We start from the raw sequence: 16,321 nt of genomic DNA on the forward strand, positions 1-16,321 counted from the left end.
GCCCCGGCGCGGCTATGTATACTGGAGCAGGGGCTGGCACCGCCTGGAATGACGAACCGCAAGGAGCCTGGGCCGCCTGCTATACTGTGTTTTCCGGCGCCCTGATGGGAGCTTCGGAAGAGGCCATAGCCGCCTGATCGGGCAGATTTGCTATATTTAGCCAAATTATTGCATCATGAAATCGCTTTCCAAGCTGGCGCTCCTGGCCCTTGCCCTGTATACCACCGGAGCCGTCCAGGCCCAGGGCACTGCCCGCAAAGCGGCCCCGCAGGCCGCCGCCGCTCCCGTAAAGAGCCCGGTTAAGAATTATTATGTGGTACAGCTCTGGAATCCTTCCGAGCCGCCCACTGCGCAGGACGAAGCCTCCCTCAACGCCATCCGCGCCGCCTATAAAGGCAAGAAGGTGGAAGTATTTTCGATGCGCTGGAGCAGCGAGCCTGAACTCCGCGGCATCCTCGGCAAGTTTTTCGGAAAGAACGTACAGGTGGACGCCGGCAACGAGCACAGCTTCGTACTCAACGGCGTTCCCTTCGACATGCACAGCCTGAAGGCCACCCTGCTGATCGGCGACGATAAGCTGCTGGTGTCCAATGTCGGGAAGAGCGACGAGAGCATCAGCAACTACCTCAAGACCGCCGTTAAATAATTGATCGGTTCCGTATTGCAGCCCCGCATCCGCGGGGCTTTTTTGTGTGCCATCTCCCTGGCGACATTTGGCACTATTTTTACGACATTTTTCCTAACTTTGGCGAAACGCACTGATATGGCACAACGTTCATCCGCGGGCCGGCGCAGCAAAGGAGCCTGGTATTCCCTGCTTCCGATCAAAGGCGGCAAGTCGCCGGCTGACGGCACCATCGCGCACCTGTCGGACGATGATAAGAACCTGCTGGCCATCATTGAGCTGGTGCGGGCGGGCGTATCGGTGCATGATTTCAACGAGATCTCCAAGATCACCCCTTTTTCTCAGGCCGAGTGGGCGGGTTACCTGCAGGTGTCGGAGCGCACCATGCAGCGCAACCAGAAAGAGCAAAAGCCCTGGCCCGCCATTCAATCGGAACGCATTATCGAGCTGACGATGCTGTATCAATACGGTGTGTCGGTATTCGGCGACCAGGACGCGTTCAATACCTGGCTCGGTGAGCGCAATATCGCGCTCGGCGGTTATGTGCCGAAGGAATTGCTGGATACCAAATTCGGTGTCACCCTCGTTAAAGACGCACTCGGGCGCATCGAACACGGCCTCTTCGCATGATCGTTTACCGCCTCAGCAAGGGTGCTTTCAAGAACGACCTTTCGGGTAAAGGCGCAGAGCTTTATGGCGGTCGCTGGAACAGCCGCGGAACGGCGCTCCTGTACACCGCTTCCTCGCGGGCGCTTTGCATGGCCGAACTCGCTGTAAACCTGCCCTATGGGATCGTGCCGAAAGATTACCACATGGTCACCATCCAGTTTCCCGACAAAGCGGCAATTCATGAAATCGACCCGGCGACGCTGCCCGCCGGGTGGAACGACTTCCCGCATGCCGACGCGACACAACGGGTGGGAGACGCCTTTGCGCGCGAAGGCAGGTTCCTGGTGTTGCGCGTGCCATCAGCGGTGGTGGAAGGTGATTTCAACTACCTCCTCAACCCGGCGCATACCGACTTCGGAAAAGTGATCGTAAAAGCCACGACGCCGTTCTCATTCGACAAGCGGCTGTTCCGGAGGTGACATCCGCACGGAGCGGTCCTCATTCTATGCTAACCCAAATCAGTCCTTGATCTCGATCCATACCGGCGCATGGTCCGAGGTCTTTTCCCAGCCGCGCACATCGCGGTCTACACCACCGGATTTCAGTCGTTTTACCAGGTCTTTGCTGAGCAGGAAATGGTCGATCCGGATGCCCGCATTGCGCCCGAAGGCGTTGCGGAAATAGTCCCAGTAAGTATAGATCCCTTCTTCGGGGTACAGGTGCCGGAGCGCGTCCGTCCAGCCGCTTTTCAGCAGGGCGGCATAGGCCGCGCGCGATTCGGGAAAGAAGAGTGCGTCGGTAACCCAGCGCTCGGGGCGGTAAGCATCGATGTTTTCCGGGATCACGTTGTAGTCGCCGGTAAGCACTACCGGGCCGCCCTTTTTCAGCAGACTTGCCGCATGTTGGTGGAAGTGCTCCATCCACGACAGCTTGTAGTCGAATTTGGGCCCGGGTGCGGGGTTGCCGTTCGGCAGGTAGAGGCAGCCGACCGTGATGCCGCCAACTTCCGCCTCGATGTAACGGCTATGCTCGTCTTCGTCGTTTCCGGGAAGGCCTTTCCGTATTTCTACAGGATCGCCGATGCGGGAGAGGATCGCCACCCCGTTCCAGCTCTTTTGTCCGTGCCACACGGCGCTGTAGCCCGCGGCGCGGATTGCTTCTTCCGGGAATTTTTCCTGCGGTGCTTTCAGCTCCTGCAGGCAGGTGATATCGGGTGCCGTTTCTTCCAGCCAGCGCAGCAACACCGGCAGGCGGGCGGAAATCCCATTGACATTGTAAGTAGCGATACGCATGGTCGGGTTTTCTTAGGCCGACAAGCTAGCAATTTTTCGCTTGCGGTCGACAGTCGGGTATTTTGTTTACTATATAAATTTTGTAGACTAAAAGGCCTGTCTTATTTTCGGCGCCTGTCGGGCGATCGCCGTCGCCTGATTATTACCGTAGAACTACAATACTCGTTCAAAAGTGCATAAGCCGACAAGTCCATCATCGCCCGCAGGCAAAAATCCCTGGCAGCTACTGGTGCAATACCTTTTGGTGCTCCTGCTCATTGGCCTGCTGCTCCTGATCGGGGCGCCGCTCAACCTGCTCAAAGCCTGATGCCGGCGGTCGCTTGTTAAAGCCGTCGCCCCGGGTCGTACCCGCAGCCGGTGGATGGGGACCATGAATATTTCGGCTTTATCTGAAAGAATGTGCCGGTAATGGCGGATGTCGCAGCAGGCTGCCAGCCGGTTTGCAGGGTGCCGCTTCATTTTAAGAATCTCTTTGCATCTCCTGTAAAATAAAAGCGCGCGAATCGGGTTATAAGCCTAAATCCTTCCTGATGAAAAGAACCTCCCTGCTGTTGCTGACCGCCCTGGTCGCCTTTTCTTCTGCATTTGCCGCTCCCCGCAAGCACAAGACGTCCGTACGAACGGGCCGGACCGCTGCCGTGGTGTTCCCGGTAGCCGGTAAAAAAAGCATCATCCGTGATAAATGGGGCGCAAGCCGTGATGGCGGTATCCGCCGGCATAAAGGGATCGACATTCATGCCCGGAAAGGGACGCCCGTAGTGGCGCTCACCGATGGCCGGATTGTGGAGCGGGCACAGATGCCGATCGGCGGGAAAACGCTTTGGCTCAAGTCGGCCCACCAGGGATGGACCGCTTACTACGCCCACCTCGACAAGCAATACGTGCGCGAGGGGCAATGGGTGCACAAGGGCCAGGTGATCGGGACGGTAGGCAACACCGGCAATGCCCGCACCACGCCGTCACACCTGCATTTCGGGGTTACGAAGGGCAGCCATTGGGTAAACCCGCTGCCTTATGTTAAGGGCGCACCAAAAGTGCTGGCGGCTGCACCATCCTCCAAAAAGAAGTCGAAAAGAGGTCAGGCCTGACCCGATAAAGGAAAAACGAATCAGCGAAGCCGGCAGAAGTTGCCGGCTTCGCGTATTTTGGAGCCGGAAGGCCACCCGGGCGATGCTGCTGCCGGCATCGATGTAGGGAGGCGCCTGCGCCGCATGAAAATCTTCAAAGTCCTTTATATACAGGTGTTGATCGGCATTGCCCTGGGCATTCTCACGGGCTGGCTTTTCCCTTCCTTCGCACCGGCGGCAAAGCTGATCTCCGAAACTTTCATCAACGCGATCCGTATGGTGATCGCGCCCCTGATTTTTATTACGATCGTACTCGGTATTGCCGGGGCGGGCGACGTGCGGAAGGTGGGCCGCGTTGGCCTCAAGGCGCTGGTGTATTTCGAGGTGGTCACCACCCTGGCGCTGCTTATCGGGCTGGTAACGGCCAACTGGATCCGGCCCGGCGCGGGCATCGCCCCGCCCCATGCGGCGGCTGCCGCTGCAACTGCCGTAAAAGCGGGCGCCGATATGAACTGGGGCGAGTTCTTTTCGCACATCGTGCCGGCAAACATCGTCGAGGCCTTTGCCAAGGGTGATATTCTCCAGGTGCTGTTCTTCAGCGTGCTTTTTGCTCTCGGTCTGCGTGGGCTCGGTCTTGCCGGGCAGCCGGTGCTGCAGGGCTTCGAGCTCATCAATAAAGTGCTTTTCAATATCCTGAAGATGATCATGAAGGTGAGCCCGCTTGGTGCCTTTGGCGGGATGGCCTTTACGATCGGCAAGTTTGGCTTCGGCACCCTGGCGGTGCTGGGCAAGCTGCTGCTGACCTTTTATGCCACCGGCCTGCTGTTCATCTTCGTGGTACTGAACCTCGTGTGCCGGTATTACCGCATCAGCCTCTGGAAGCTGCTGGTTTATATAAAGGAGGAGATCCTGATCGTGCTCGGCGCGTCCAGCAGCGAGGCCGTGCTGCCATCGGTAATGCAAAAGCTGACCGACGCCGGCTGCCGCAAAGACGTCGTGGGCCTGGTGATCCCGACGGGTTACAGCTTCAACCTCGACGGAACGACGATCTACCTGAGTATGAGTGTCATCTTCCTGGCGCAGGTCTTTGGCGTCGACCTCAGCATTGGCCAGCAGGCAACGGTTATCGGGATCCTGCTGCTGACGAGCAAGGGGGCCGCGGGGGTTACCGGCTCCGGGTTCATCGTGCTTACCTCCACGCTGGCCGCACTCAAGGTGGTGCCGGTAGAAGGCGTGGCGATGCTCATCGGTGTCGACCGCTTTATGAGCGAGGGCCGCGCCCTGATCAATTTCATGGGCAACACGGTGGCCACCGTTGTGATCGCCCGGAGCGAGAACGAGGTAGACCTTGTGCGCTACCGTGCCGTAGTGGAAGGGCACCGGCCGCTAAGCGATACCTATAGCGATGCGGCCGCGCCTCCGGGCGGACCGGTTGTATAGCAAAATGACGGAGCGGCTTTGGCCGCTTTTTTTTTGACAGCGGTGAGTAAACAGAAAAGGCAGCCCGACAAGGCTGCCTTTTCTGTTGTTGCGCTGCATCTTTATTTCCGGTCGTCGGAAGGGGTGCGCTTGCCCTGGTGGGGCTCCTCATTGAAGCCCCTGCGATGCGTGCCGCCACCGCTCTGACCGCCGGTCTGCGTGGTTTTCGGCGCACCTTGGGTGCGGCTCTTCGTTGACGGCTTGCTGCCTTCATTTTCACGGCCCGGGTTGTTGCCGCGGTTGTTATTATTTGCCATAAATGGTAGTTTGGGAAAACGGCGCGAAAAGAATGCCATAAGTGCCGCGAAATTTTTTAACCACCCCGTGTTAGGGAAGACGGCGCGGCAATAGCCCGAGCTCGACCGTGAAGACGACCCGGTGCGCGCGATGGATCGCTACCTGGATTTTCGCACCCGCTTCATCCTGAAGTATCACCAGTTATTGGAACACCTCAAATCCTTTACCCCTCAAAATATGCCGGAGCAAGGGCACGGCTTCTGATTTACAAGCGAACTCCTTTGAATGGCTGAAGTAAAGGAAGGTCCTGCTGATAGATGAAAAACACGAAGGGAAGCTACGGCTTCCCTTTCTTGTTGTGTACAGTAACTGCGATGCTTATTGCTTGCGCACGTTCATAGCCAGCAGGCCACGATCACCCATCCGCTTGAGGAAGGTAACCTTGTCGCCTTCCTGAATGGGGAAATTGCACTGGTCTTTGTGAACGAAGATGCGCTCGCCGGTGGTGCTGTCTTCGATAAAGCCGAAGCCTTTCGATTTTCCGAAGTACTGCACGGTGCCGTTGTGCAAGGAATCGTCCGCGAAGAACTGCTCTGCCTTGGGCACAGCATCGGGGATCTCCTCGAGCTTGTACACTTTTTTCTTTTTGTAGTCGATCGGGGTAGTAGTGAGGTTGCCGTTCTCATCGAGGTAGGCAATCATGTCGTCAAAGGATTTTGCGGGCTGCTCTTTGCGGGCTGCCATGCGCTCCTTTTTTTCCTGGCGCTGCTTGCGCTTTTTGTTTTCTACTTCGCGCTTGCTGAAGGTTTCTTTTGATCTTGCCATTTATTGTTTTTAGAGGTGACGGAAGTGCCGGTTCAAAAGGGCCGTACGCTCCCGGTTATTGTTTAAAACAGAAGGCCTCCCGCAGGAGGCCTTCACGGGTATCTTACCAGCGACCACCGCGGCCGCCGCCATTGTTGCTGCGCTCCGGGCGATCTTCTTTCGGACGGGCTTCCATCACGCGGATGGTGCGGCCGTCAACAGAAGCGCCGTCGAGCTCGGCGATCGCCTTGCGGGCGGCTTCGTCGTCGCTCATTTCAACGAAACCAAAGCCTTTGCTTTTGTTCGTGAATTTGTCCATAATAACTTTTGCAGAGCTCACTTGGCCATAAGGCGCAAAAAAGTCTCCCAGATCTCCATCCTGGATGCCGTAGCTCAGGTTTGAAACGTAGATGTTCATACGTGTAGTGTTGAAAATTCAGAAAATTATCTGAGTAAGGCAAGGAGTAAGTGAATAACTAAATTGCGGAGGCAGAGGCTGCGTTGCAGGATAATTAGCCGATACTAGATGCGAGGCTCAAATTTTAACCCTGTAAAGGTACGATTTTACCGGCAGAATAGTGCCAATTATTTGCAAAGGCTCGGGCCTTGCCGGGGTTGTTCAACACTTTCGAACCGGCTTCCTGTTCCTATCTTCGGCGCCAATCACAGCCATGAGGCGATCGAGGGACTTTTTTCATAATTTCTTCCACAGCGAGAAAGTGGCGGGCGGGCTGCTCGTCGTTTGCACCCTCGTTTCCCTGCTTATCGCCAACGGCCCCGGAGGCGCAGGGTATATTCATTTCTTTCACCAGGAACTGGGTCCCGCCGGCGCAAAGCTCCACCTCAGCATAGAGCACTGGGTCAACGATGGGTTGATGGCGATCTTTTTCCTGATGGTGGGCCTCGAGGTGGAACGGGAGCTTTATGTGGGTGAGCTGGCCAGCCTGCGCAAAGCCGTGCTGCCGCTGGTCGCTGCCGTCGGTGGTATGGTGGTGCCGGCGCTTATCCACTTTGCACTGAATCGCGGCACATCCACCCAGTCGGGCTTTGCCATCCCGATGGCCACCGATATTGCTTTTGCGCTCGGCATTCTCTCACTTGCGGGTCGTCGCGCACCCGTCGCCGTGAAAGTGTTCCTGGCAGCCCTGGCCATCATCGACGACATCGGTGCCATACTGATGATCGCTTTCTTTTACACCAGGACGATACAGTTGGCCTACCTGTTAGGAGCACTTGGCATTTTCGCCGGCCTGCTGTTGATGAACCGGCTCCGCGTACGGCAACTGCTGCTGTACCTGGTACCCGGCGTGCTGCTGTGGTATTGTCTCCTGCAATCCGGGGTGCACGCCACTATTGCCGGTGTGCTGCTGGCCTTTGCCATCCCGTTTCACGAAGTCGATGACCGCAATATATCGCTCCGGCTCCAGCACTTCCTGCACAAGCCGGTGGCCTTTTTGATCCTCCCGGTATTTGCGCTTGCCAATACGGCGATTGCGCTGCCCGCCGATATCATGGCGGCACTTTCCGGCCGCAACTCGCTTGGAGTTATCCTCGGACTGTTCGTAGGAAAAGTGACCGGTATCCTGTTCGCGTCCTGGCTTGTGTTGCGGCTGCGTATCGCCGACCGGCAGGAGGGGCTCGGCTGGCGCGCACTGACCGGGGCGGGCTTCCTGGGCGGTATCGGTTTTACGATGTCGATGTTCATCGCCAACCTCTCCTTTACCGACGGCGCGCTGGTTACCGCGTCGAAGCTCGGCATCCTGCTGGCTTCCACATTGTCCGCACTTATAGGGCTCCTGGTTTTCTACCTTCGGAAGCCCGCGGCTGCAGCCTGATCAGGCATCACCGGCCCGCTGCAGCAGCTGCTCTTCGATCACCTGCTGAAACGCATTTTTGGGAATGGCACCTTTCTGCATCATCGGTGTCCCTTCGGTCGGGATGAACAGCAGGGTAGGGATGCTCTGGATTCCAAAAACAGCAGAAAGCTCCTGCTCGGCTTCGGTGTCTACTTTATAAATCAGCAGCCGGCCTTCATATTCCGCCGCCAGCTCTTCCAGCACCGGGGCAATGGCCCTGCAGGGACCGCACCAGTCGGCGTAAAAGTCGATGATCGCCGGTAGCGCGCCCTTATACTCCCACTCTTTGTCTTCCTCGTAATTGAATACTTTATCCTTGAAATCCTGCGTGCTCATCCGGATCGTTGCCATAGATACTTTTTGTGCAACAGAAACGCCAAGGCCGTGCCAGTTCCACGGAGGGAAACCGGCACGGCCTTGCGCGTCTTCGTATTATTTTTTTACAAGAACGACAATACCCATGGGGGCAACCCGGGCGGTGCGGGCAGCTTTGCCGTTGAGGGCATCGCGGAAGCCACCGCCCGCGATCCGCGGATGGGTAAATTCTACCGGCTTTGCACCGCGGTTGACGGCCACCACCACTTCTTCATTGCCCAGCTTGCGGCTGAAGGAATAGACCTGTCTTGCATCATCCGTAACCAGGGTTTCATAAGAGCCGGTGCGGATCGCCGGGTATTTCTTGCGCAGGCCGATAAAGCGCTTGTACCAGGAGAAAAGGTCCGCATCGAAGGCCACCGCATCGGGGGCATGAAGACTCTGGTCGGGGTTGTGCGTTTCGGGTGAATAAGAAAGCTCTTTCCAAACCATGGGCTTGCGGCAGTCGGGATCGTTGGCGCCCCACATGCCGGCTTCGTCGCCGTAATAGATCATCGGCGCGCCCAGGTAAAGCAGCTGAAAGGCCGCGATGAGCTTTTGCTTGCGGCGCTGCTCCGGGGTAGGCTTGCGTGCGTTGTAGCCCTTATTGTTGCTCTTCTGGCTCCAGTTGAAATACTTGCCCCAGTCGCCAAAGCGCCTGCCGTCGGGGTTGGCCACGGCGCTCGCGATGCGGGTGGCGTCATGGCTGTTCATGAGGTTTTGCATATTCAGCGCAACGCCGTTTCCGAATGCTTCGCGCAGGGCCTTCAGGCGCTGGTCGAAGGCACTTGCTTTGATCGCCAGGCTGTCCTGCACAAAAAAGTCGTGCATGATAAAGGCGAAGTTGTAGTTCATCGTCGCGTCGAATTCATCACCCTGGAGGTAGGGCCGTGTTTTTTCGATGGGGTCTACGAGCTCAGCGGTCATATAGGCCTGCGGGTTGATGGAGCGGACGTGCCTGCGCCAGTCTTTCCAGAACGCATGGCCTACGTCGTAGGCCACGTCGAGACGCCAGCCGTCGATGCCATGGGCGATGCCCTTGTTCATCGGGTTCATCCAGCGTCGCGTGGCGTTGAAGATGTATTGCTTCGGACCGGCCACGATGCCGCCGCTGTCTTCGCGGAACTCGGGCAGCGTGCGTACCCCGAACCAGCCTTTGTAGCGGAACGGTGTGCCCTTGGCCGAGTCGCGGAAGCTTTGTACGATGAACCAGTCTTTGTAGGGCGAGGCCTCCTGGTTTTTCTCCAGGTCCTGGAAGGCGAAGTTGCGGATGCCCACGTGGTTGAACACCCCGTCGAAGATGATCCGCATGCCTCGGCGATGCACTTCATCAATGAGGCGCAGGGCAAGAAGGTCGGCCTTTGTCCAGCTCCAGGAGGCTGTGTCGAGCGGGTTCTCCCGTGCGATAAGCTTTTTGTCGCCTTCGGGGTCGGGACCAAAGGTGGGGTCGATATGGTGGTACATCAACGCATCGTATTTATGCGATGAAGGCGACCAGAAAAGCGGCGTTGTGTAAATAGCTTCCACGCCCAGCGTCTTCAGGTAATCGAGGCGGTCGATCATGCCCTGGAGGTCGCCGCCATAGCGGCGGCGCTGGATGTTGAACCAGATGTCCTTTCCGTTGGCTTTTTCGTAGGGTTGCAGTTCATACCAGTCGCTGGTCCACGGGTGGATGCTGAAGGCCGAGGTGTCGTCGAAGGGATAGGCGCCGCCAAGGTCGGCCCTGGTGGGGTCATTGCCCCGGTCGCCGTTTCGGAAGCGTTCGGGAAAGATCTGGTACCATACAATGCCCTTGCTCCAGCCGGGTGTATGGTCGGCCTGCGCGGTGGCAGCAGAAACGCCGGCCACCGACGCCAGTGCAGCGAGAAGAGCGCGTGAAATAATTTTCCGGATCATGATTTCGATTAAGGTTTGAAGCTTTTACAAGCGAAGCGGTGGTTATTGATTTTTCAGCACGAGGTATTCGTAAGCACCGAGCGATACAGACGGCGGCAGCGGCACTGCTGCGCCGGTGAAGGCATTGATCCAGTTGCCGGCCAGCGCCGCCGGAACCGTATAAGTACGGGCACCGTTGCGCAGGTTGGCGATCACCAGTACGCGCTCCGTGCCCTGTTCGCGGGTGAAGGCAGCCACGTCGGTGCTATGATAGGTGCTGAGCGTGCCGCGACGGAGCGCGGCGCTGCTGCTGCGGAAAGCGAGCAGTTGCTTGTATTGCGCCGTCACATCGGGATTGATGCCCCAGGTGATGGTGGGGCCGGTGAACGGGAAGGTGATCCGGTTGGGGTAAGCGGCTTCCTGACCGTTGTAGATCATCGGAACGCCTTTCATATAGGCTGTCACCACAAAGGAAGCCAGCGAGCCAGGAATGCCGCCAAACAGCTGCTGCGGTGTGCCGTCCGACCCGTTCACGTCGTGGTTGGTGAGGTAGCGCACTACCTGCTGCCCGTTGGTGGCGCCGGAATATTCTGAGCTATTCAGGTTATCGAGATTCGTTACTGGCTGCCCGCCCTGTACGATGCTTTTAAGGCCGCCATAATAGCTGAAGCCGAAGATATAGTCGAAGCCGGAGGCGAAATGGTCGGCGCGGTTGCCTTCTGCAAGCAGCAGCAGGTTGTGCGTGGTGATGGCGCGGAGGCTGTCCACGGCCTGGCGCCAGAAGGTAGCCGGCGGGCCGTCGGCATAATCAAAACGGAAGCCGTCAACGTTTGCGGTATACACCCAGTATTTCATGCTGCGGATCATCTCCAGGCGCATGGCGGTGTTGTTGAAGTCAAGTTGCGCCACATCGTTCCAGCCGGTGCCGGGCGGGCTTACGATTGCGCCGCTGCCGTTCTTCAGGTACCAGTCGGGGTGCGCCGAGATCCAGGGATTATCCCAGGCCGTATGGTTCGCCACCCAGTCGAGCAGCACGGTCAGGTTGCGGCTGTGGGCGCCGTCTACCAACGCGCGCAGGTCGGTAAGCGTGCCGAACTCGGGGTTTACAGCGCGGTAGTCGCGCACTGCGTAGGGTGAGTTCACCGAGTTGACGTTGCCTACCGGGTAGATCGGCATCAGGTAAACCACGTTAACGCCCAACGCCTTGATGGAATCGAGGCGGGCCAGCACGCCCTGGAAGTTCCGCGTGCTGCTGAAGGCGCGCATATTCACCTGGTAGATGACCGCGTCGCGGCGGTCGGGCACCGCCTGGAAGGGCGTTCCGTACTGGGTGAAGTTGGGATCCTCGTTAACGGCCAGCGGCACCGAGCAGGACTGGGTGCCGAATACGATATTGAAATAGGCGAGACCTGCCGACGATGGCGTGCCGGTGATATTGAATACCAGGCTGCCGTTTCCGCTGGCCAGGGTACCCGCGGGCAGCGTGGCACTCAGCCCGGTGACACCGGTGGAGGCGATGGCCGTGCCGGCCGGGTAGGCCAGGCCGTTGCCGCCGCTATAGGGCATCGTGATTGTTCCCGTGTAGGAAAGACCGGCGGTTGCCGCCGTACTCACCGCGGCCGACGAGCAGCCGAATGAGCCGACTGCCGCAGCGGTCGGGGAGGGGGCCACGGGCGTCGGGGTGGGCGTTGGCGCCGGCGATTCTTTTTTCGAGCAGGCCGTGAGGCAGAACACGAGCAGCAAAGAGAGCAGTTTGCTGCGCAGGAGTGCAGATCGGGACATGGATACGTTTTTGGGCGGGTTGATTACCGTTGGTTTCGCAATGTGTACTTAGTACAAACTTAATTAATATCCAGCGCTCCCTTCCGATTCATTTGTGTCCCGGTGCGCCCCCCATCGCCTCCTCTTTTTCCGGCCCGGGATCGGGCAGTTTCTTTTCAAGGCAAAGCTTTTGCTAGACGTGCGGGTATGCAACAGGCGCGCGCAACCGCATTTTATTCAGGCACCAGCAATATCCTGGTGCCGCTCAAGCAATCCGAATTTCCGACCAGCTTCGAAGGCGCGAGCCGGCTTACCTATTATGCTTCGCTTTTTACGTCGCTGGAGGTCAACTCCTCGTTCTATAAGTTGCCGCGGCCGGCCACGGTAGCGAAGTGGCGCGACAGTGTACCCGAAGGCTTCCGGTTCACCTTCAAGGTTCCGAAGTCGGTCACCCATGCAAAGGGCCTGCAGTTCATTAGTGAAGATGTAGCGCGCTTCGCCGAAGCGGTTGCGGAGGCCGGCGATAAAAAGGGGTGCCTGCTGGTGCAGCTGCCGCCCTCGCTGAAACGGGATCATGAGGAAGAACTCGAGGGACTGCTGGAAACCCTTGCGGGCGATACTGCCGGGTGGCACATCGCGGTGGAGTTTCGTCATGTTTCGTGGTACCACAGGGAAGTGTACCGGATGCTGCAGCGCCACGGGGCAGGTATGGTGGAGCAGGATATGCCCGCCTCGGCCACGCCGCCCGCAAATGTGTCGGAGCGCTTTGCCTACCTGCGCTTTCACGGTCCGGGAGGGCGCTACCGCGGCAGCTACGACCATGAAGTGCTCGAGGCATATGCCGCCCGCATTGCCGGCTGGCTAGGGGCGGGGAAGGATGTGTATGCTTATTTCAACAACACCATGGGCGACGCGCTGGCCAACCTGCAAACGCTCAACGGGCTCGTGGAGCGCAGCCCCGGAAAGAAATAGCGAAGCGTTTTTGCAGCCCTTTGGATTTCAGTGTCCTGGCTATGTTATGCACACCCCTCCTTACGCGGCCGTAGCGCGTTGAAGAAACGGGAGGCGGATAAGTAAGCTCCGAAAGCCGCTATAAAAGCCGGTAACTTACCATCGTGCGCAGAAACGTCGGAACCGGAAAGGTTATTGAAAGAGCAGGCCGTAACGGGCAATCTCCTATTTGAAACCACTCCCCGGCAGTGGTCGCATGCAGCCCGTCACAAGTCACAGCGACCACTTCGGGGTTTTATCAGAAGTCATCACCGTTCGCCCGCATCTGCTTTCATTGAATCGTAAAGAAATGATGCAACTACTGGGCTATATCAGTCTTTTTTTGGAGGGCGCGGTTGTTCCGTACAAGTTGTATTACCATCCTTCCGACCGCAAGTATCATTTCCGGCCCGAGGCCGGCATCACGCGTTTCCCCTGCGTGGTAGCCTGGCAGCTCGAGTGCAGCTGGATCTTCGAAGGTGCCGTTCCCGAATCGCTGCGGCAGCAGCACTGTTCGCACCTGGATGCCATTTTGCTGAAAAATGCCGGTCCGCTGCTCTAGGCGTTCAATGGCGCACCGCTCCCGTTGCTTCCGTGTTGTTGCCTGCCACCCACAGCACGGCCGCCACATTGCCTTCTTCGTCGGGCACCGGCACGAGCGCGATATCAACCGGGTGTGCGGGATCGCCGTCGCCGGAAAGATGCACCGTCTCGCCCTTCAGTGCCCGCTTGAATTCCTGGTAGCCCGGGTCGTCGATAAAGCCGGGTGCTACCTCCAGCAGGTTGTGGCCCAGCACCGCACCGCGGGAAAGGCCGTAGTGTTTTTCGCAGGCTTCGTTCCATACCTGGTAGTTCATATGCCGGTCGAGCACGATGATCCGCTCGGGCACCGCGTCGGCCAGCTTTTCGGCCAGTTGCACGCCGCCGGCTTCGGCAGGCGGAGACGCTTCGCGCAGCAGGTGCAGCACCGCCGTCACGCAGCCCGACCCGTCGGCCACGGGCACCACATGATGGGTGCCGCCCGCGTCGCCCGGCAGCAGCGAAGGCATGGCGCCCGAAACGCCTTTGAGTGCGCGGTTCAGCAGTTCCTGGAAGCCGTGCGCCCTGAGGCGCGGAATGACCTCGAAGAGGTTTTGTCCCACCGCGTTTTTCCCGCGACCCTGCAGCCATTTCTGCGCCCCGTCATTGATCCGCGTGATGGTGTGGGCCCCGTCGGTAATAAGCAGCTTGCCGGTGAAGGTGTTGGCCAGCACCGCCAGGAGGCGCTCGCGTTCGGCCCCGGCATGCTGCTCTTGGCGCAGTGCCGTCTCGTCGTGGAAGGTGGCAACGAAGTGGGCGCCGGCAGTCTCCCGCAGCACCTGGAGATGTACGTTGAGGTAACGCAGGCTGTCTTTGGTCTGGAGCCGCAGCTGCAGGTCGGCGGCGCCCTTGGTTTGCAGTACCGTATTGACGTGTTCGCTGAATTTCTTGCGGTCGTCGGGGTGCAGGAAGCTGCTCAGCAGCTTTTGCGTCAGCGGGAGCGAGTTGGGTTTGTAGCCGAGGAGCTCGTAAAAGCCCGGGCTCCATTCCATCTTGTCGTGCCTGATGTCCCAGGTCCAGGTGCAGCCGGCGGCGGCGCGTTCGCCGAGGTGCTGCACCTCCTCGCGCAGGGCCGCCGTTTCGCGCCAGCGGGCTTCCCGCCGCTCCAGGGCATGCTGCAGGGTGATGTCGCGCACACTCCCGATCAGCAACAGCTCGCCCGAGGGCAGCAGCGCGGTGCGCCCGCGCAGCTGCAGGTGCCGCACCTGCCCGTCGTTGCGCAGGGCGCGGTACTCGAGCTCGGGGCTCACATGCTCATCCTCGAAGCGGCGGCAGGCTTCGGCGAGCATTTCGCGGTCATCGGGGTGAACGTATTGCAGCAACAAGGCGTCCGAAGGTTCCACCGAGCGCGGCTGCAGCCCGAGGAGGCGGTAATAGTGGTCGGAAAAACTCCATTTGCCCGTGTGTGCATTCAGCGCCCAGCTGCCCAGGTAGCCGAGGCGCTCCGCGGCGCACAGGGCTTCGTGCCTTTCCTGCGCCCGGTCGTTGGCTTCCGCCAGCTGCTCTTCCAGCGCCGCCTGCTCCGAGCAGTCCTGCAGGAGGGCGTATAAAATGTCGGCGCCGGCCTCGTCCTGGCTCCACGACGTGCACAGGCGGATGGAGCGCTCCTGGTGGCCCGCCGTCTGGATGCGGTAGGTGATGTCGAGGGGCAGGCGCCGCCGGTAAGCGCGGTCGAAGCTGTCTTCCACCGTGTGCGCGTCGGCCGGGTGCACATAGGCGGCGAAGGTGAACAGGTGCGCGTTGCTGCTCTGGGGCTGCAATCCGTGAAGGCGGTAGCAGTTGTCGGAATACCAGGCTTCGCCGGTGCCGGCGTTGTAGTACCAGGTGCCGGTGCCGCTTTGCCGCTCGGCCAGGTCGGCGGCGGTGGCGCGGTAGCGCAGGCGCGCGGCTTCTTTCTTTTCCGTGCTTCGTTCTTCCGCTTCGCGCCAGGGCGGCACGGGCTCCGGCGATTGCTCCTGCCCGGCTGCACTTGCGTTGACGGAAACACCTTCCACCGGCAGCACGCTGCCGTAGGTAGTGATGAGGCGGAAGCGGACGCGCAACGGCTTCCCGTTTGCCAGCTCGAGGGCGGTGCGCAGCGAAGCCACATCGTCGGGATGAAGAATGCCGCGGGTGCCTTCGAAAAACTCCGGCGCTTCGGCGGCAACGTCGCTGCCGAAGAGGGCCGTGCTTGCCGCAGGCCATTGCCAGCGGCCTTCCAGCTTCCAGGAATGGTCATCAAGGAACAGGTATATAACGCGGCCGGCGTCGGAGTCGTTGGACGAATGGGAATGATGCACAGGCTGCTGCTTTTCCGGTAAAAGAGATAAGCTAGGCTGTAGATGCGTGGTGAAAAGACACTCCTTTCAGATCTACACTTTTCGTGCCGCCCTGCCTCAGGCCCGGGCGTCCGGGAAGGTGTTCAAAACCCAAATGAGGCGCATGCTGCGGGCTTTTCCTAAATTGCAGGGTTCACCGCATGGCGCATTAATTGGGCACAAATGAACATGGAGAATACGGCTTCCGCACCCCCCCCGGTACCAACATCGAAACCCTACCCGATTGTAGCCATCGGCGCTTCAGCAGGAGGTATCGAAGCCATCAAGGAGCTGCTGGCCTACCTGCCTCCGAAGACCGGGATGACTTTCGTGTATGTACTGGATGTGGAGGAATACCTCGAGCAGAAGTAAGTGATCGTTTGGCAGTGGCGATTGTGATGCGTCGGGCGGCAGCCCCGTTAACCGCGCCTGCGCTAACCCGATAGATCCCGATGCGGGCATCGGGATGACAAATCCTGGGTATTTCAGTGGGCGG

The 16,321-nt window shown here is 59.1% G+C and carries 18 protein-coding genes; 10 read left to right on the forward strand and 8 right to left on the reverse strand.

The genetic code is table 11. From position 1 onward, the window contains the following. The first annotated feature begins 175 nt into the window (after positions 1–175). From EPD60_RS16085 to EPD60_RS16095, 3 genes are all read left to right on the forward strand, one after another. Complete coding sequence (locus EPD60_RS16085) at positions 176–646, forward strand: hypothetical protein (protein WP_131450550.1); 471 nt, start codon at positions 176–178, stop codon at positions 644–646. Between the two features lie 117 nt (positions 647–763). Next, positions 764–1,255: a type II RES/Xre toxin-antitoxin system antitoxin gene (gene parS, locus EPD60_RS16090; protein ID WP_131450551.1), complete on the forward strand. Its 492-nt coding sequence runs from the start codon at positions 764–766 to the stop codon at positions 1,253–1,255. Then, positions 1,252–1,713, forward strand: a complete 462-nt coding sequence (locus EPD60_RS16095; protein ID WP_131450552.1) for an RES family NAD+ phosphorylase — start codon at positions 1,252–1,254, stop codon at positions 1,711–1,713. The genes parS and EPD60_RS16095 overlap by 4 nt, the downstream gene beginning before the upstream one ends. 39 nt (positions 1,714–1,752) lie before the next feature. Here EPD60_RS16095 and xth read toward each other — a convergent pair whose 3' ends face one another. Continuing rightward, positions 1,753–2,526 carry an exodeoxyribonuclease III gene (gene xth, locus EPD60_RS16100; protein ID WP_131450553.1) on the reverse strand — a complete coding sequence of 258 codons (774 nt, stop codon included), beginning with the start codon at positions 2,524–2,526 and terminating at the stop codon, positions 1,753–1,755. A gap of 172 nt (positions 2,527–2,698) precedes the next feature. Here xth and EPD60_RS17315 point away from each other — a divergent pair, with 172 nt between their 5' ends. The 3 genes from EPD60_RS17315 (at position 2,699) to dctA (ending at position 5,033) form a co-directional block, all read left to right on the forward strand. Then, positions 2,699–2,833 (forward strand): hypothetical protein, encoded by a 135-nt coding sequence (locus EPD60_RS17315; RefSeq protein WP_262708850.1) that lies wholly within the window; start codon positions 2,699–2,701, stop codon positions 2,831–2,833. A gap of 223 nt (positions 2,834–3,056) precedes the next feature. Next, positions 3,057–3,614, forward strand: coding sequence for a M23 family metallopeptidase (locus EPD60_RS16105; protein WP_131450554.1), 558 nt, complete (start codon positions 3,057–3,059; stop codon positions 3,612–3,614). Positions 3,615–3,737: 123 nt separating this feature from the next. Further along, positions 3,738–5,033 (forward strand): C4-dicarboxylate transporter DctA, encoded by a 1,296-nt coding sequence (dctA, locus tag EPD60_RS16110; RefSeq protein ID WP_131450555.1) that lies wholly within the window; start codon positions 3,738–3,740, stop codon positions 5,031–5,033. Between the two features lie 101 nt (positions 5,034–5,134). Here dctA and EPD60_RS16115 read toward each other — a convergent pair whose 3' ends face one another. The 3 genes from EPD60_RS16115 to EPD60_RS16125 form a co-directional block, all read right to left on the reverse strand. Next, positions 5,135–5,329, reverse strand: coding sequence for a hypothetical protein (locus EPD60_RS16115; RefSeq protein ID WP_131450556.1), 195 nt, complete (start codon positions 5,327–5,329; stop codon positions 5,135–5,137). Positions 5,330–5,687: 358 nt separating this feature from the next. Continuing rightward, positions 5,688–6,134, reverse strand: a complete 447-nt coding sequence (locus EPD60_RS16120; RefSeq protein ID WP_131450557.1) for a cold shock domain-containing protein — start codon at positions 6,132–6,134, stop codon at positions 5,688–5,690. Between the two features lie 103 nt (positions 6,135–6,237). Continuing rightward, positions 6,238–6,531, reverse strand: a complete 294-nt coding sequence (locus EPD60_RS16125; protein WP_131450558.1) for an RNA recognition motif domain-containing protein — start codon at positions 6,529–6,531, stop codon at positions 6,238–6,240. Between the two features lie 253 nt (positions 6,532–6,784). Between EPD60_RS16125 and nhaA the strand changes: the two genes are divergently transcribed. Beyond that, positions 6,785–7,948, forward strand: a complete 1,164-nt coding sequence (gene nhaA, locus EPD60_RS16130; protein ID WP_131450559.1) for a Na+/H+ antiporter NhaA — start codon at positions 6,785–6,787, stop codon at positions 7,946–7,948. Here nhaA and trxA read toward each other — a convergent pair whose 3' ends face one another. From trxA to EPD60_RS16145, 3 genes are all read right to left on the reverse strand, one after another. Then, entirely contained in the window at positions 7,949–8,320 is a 372-nt protein-coding gene (gene trxA, locus EPD60_RS16135) for a thioredoxin (RefSeq protein WP_131450560.1), read from the reverse strand. A gap of 81 nt (positions 8,321–8,401) precedes the next feature. After that, positions 8,402–10,219: a glycoside hydrolase family 13 protein gene (locus EPD60_RS16140; RefSeq protein ID WP_131450561.1), complete on the reverse strand. Its 1,818-nt coding sequence runs from the start codon at positions 10,217–10,219 to the stop codon at positions 8,402–8,404. 42 nt (positions 10,220–10,261) lie between these two features. Then, positions 10,262–11,980 carry an alpha-amylase family glycosyl hydrolase gene (locus EPD60_RS16145; RefSeq protein WP_207896715.1) on the reverse strand — a complete coding sequence of 573 codons (1,719 nt, stop codon included), beginning with the start codon at positions 11,978–11,980 and terminating at the stop codon, positions 10,262–10,264. A gap of 186 nt (positions 11,981–12,166) precedes the next feature. Here EPD60_RS16145 and EPD60_RS16150 point away from each other — a divergent pair, with 186 nt between their 5' ends. Next, positions 12,167–12,931 carry a DUF72 domain-containing protein gene (locus EPD60_RS16150; protein ID WP_131450562.1) on the forward strand — a complete coding sequence of 255 codons (765 nt, stop codon included), beginning with the start codon at positions 12,167–12,169 and terminating at the stop codon, positions 12,929–12,931. A 328-nt stretch (positions 12,932–13,259) separates the two neighbouring features. Continuing rightward, positions 13,260–13,511, forward strand: coding sequence for a hypothetical protein (locus tag EPD60_RS16155; protein WP_131450563.1), 252 nt, complete (start codon positions 13,260–13,262; stop codon positions 13,509–13,511). 4 nt (positions 13,512–13,515) lie between these two features. Here EPD60_RS16155 and EPD60_RS16160 read toward each other — a convergent pair whose 3' ends face one another. Next, entirely contained in the window at positions 13,516–15,807 is a 2,292-nt protein-coding gene (locus EPD60_RS16160) for a PAS domain-containing protein (protein ID WP_131450564.1), read from the reverse strand. A gap of 201 nt (positions 15,808–16,008) precedes the next feature. Here EPD60_RS16160 and EPD60_RS16165 point away from each other — a divergent pair, with 201 nt between their 5' ends. After that, positions 16,009–16,197, forward strand: a complete 189-nt coding sequence (locus tag EPD60_RS16165; protein ID WP_131450565.1) for a chemotaxis protein CheB — start codon at positions 16,009–16,011, stop codon at positions 16,195–16,197. Positions 16,198–16,321: the final 124 nt, after the last annotated feature.

Origin of the sequence: Flaviaestuariibacter flavus (genome assembly GCF_004337505.1) — a bacterium.
Taxonomy (GTDB): Bacteria; Bacteroidota; Bacteroidia; order Chitinophagales; family Chitinophagaceae; genus Flavisolibacter; species Flavisolibacter flavus.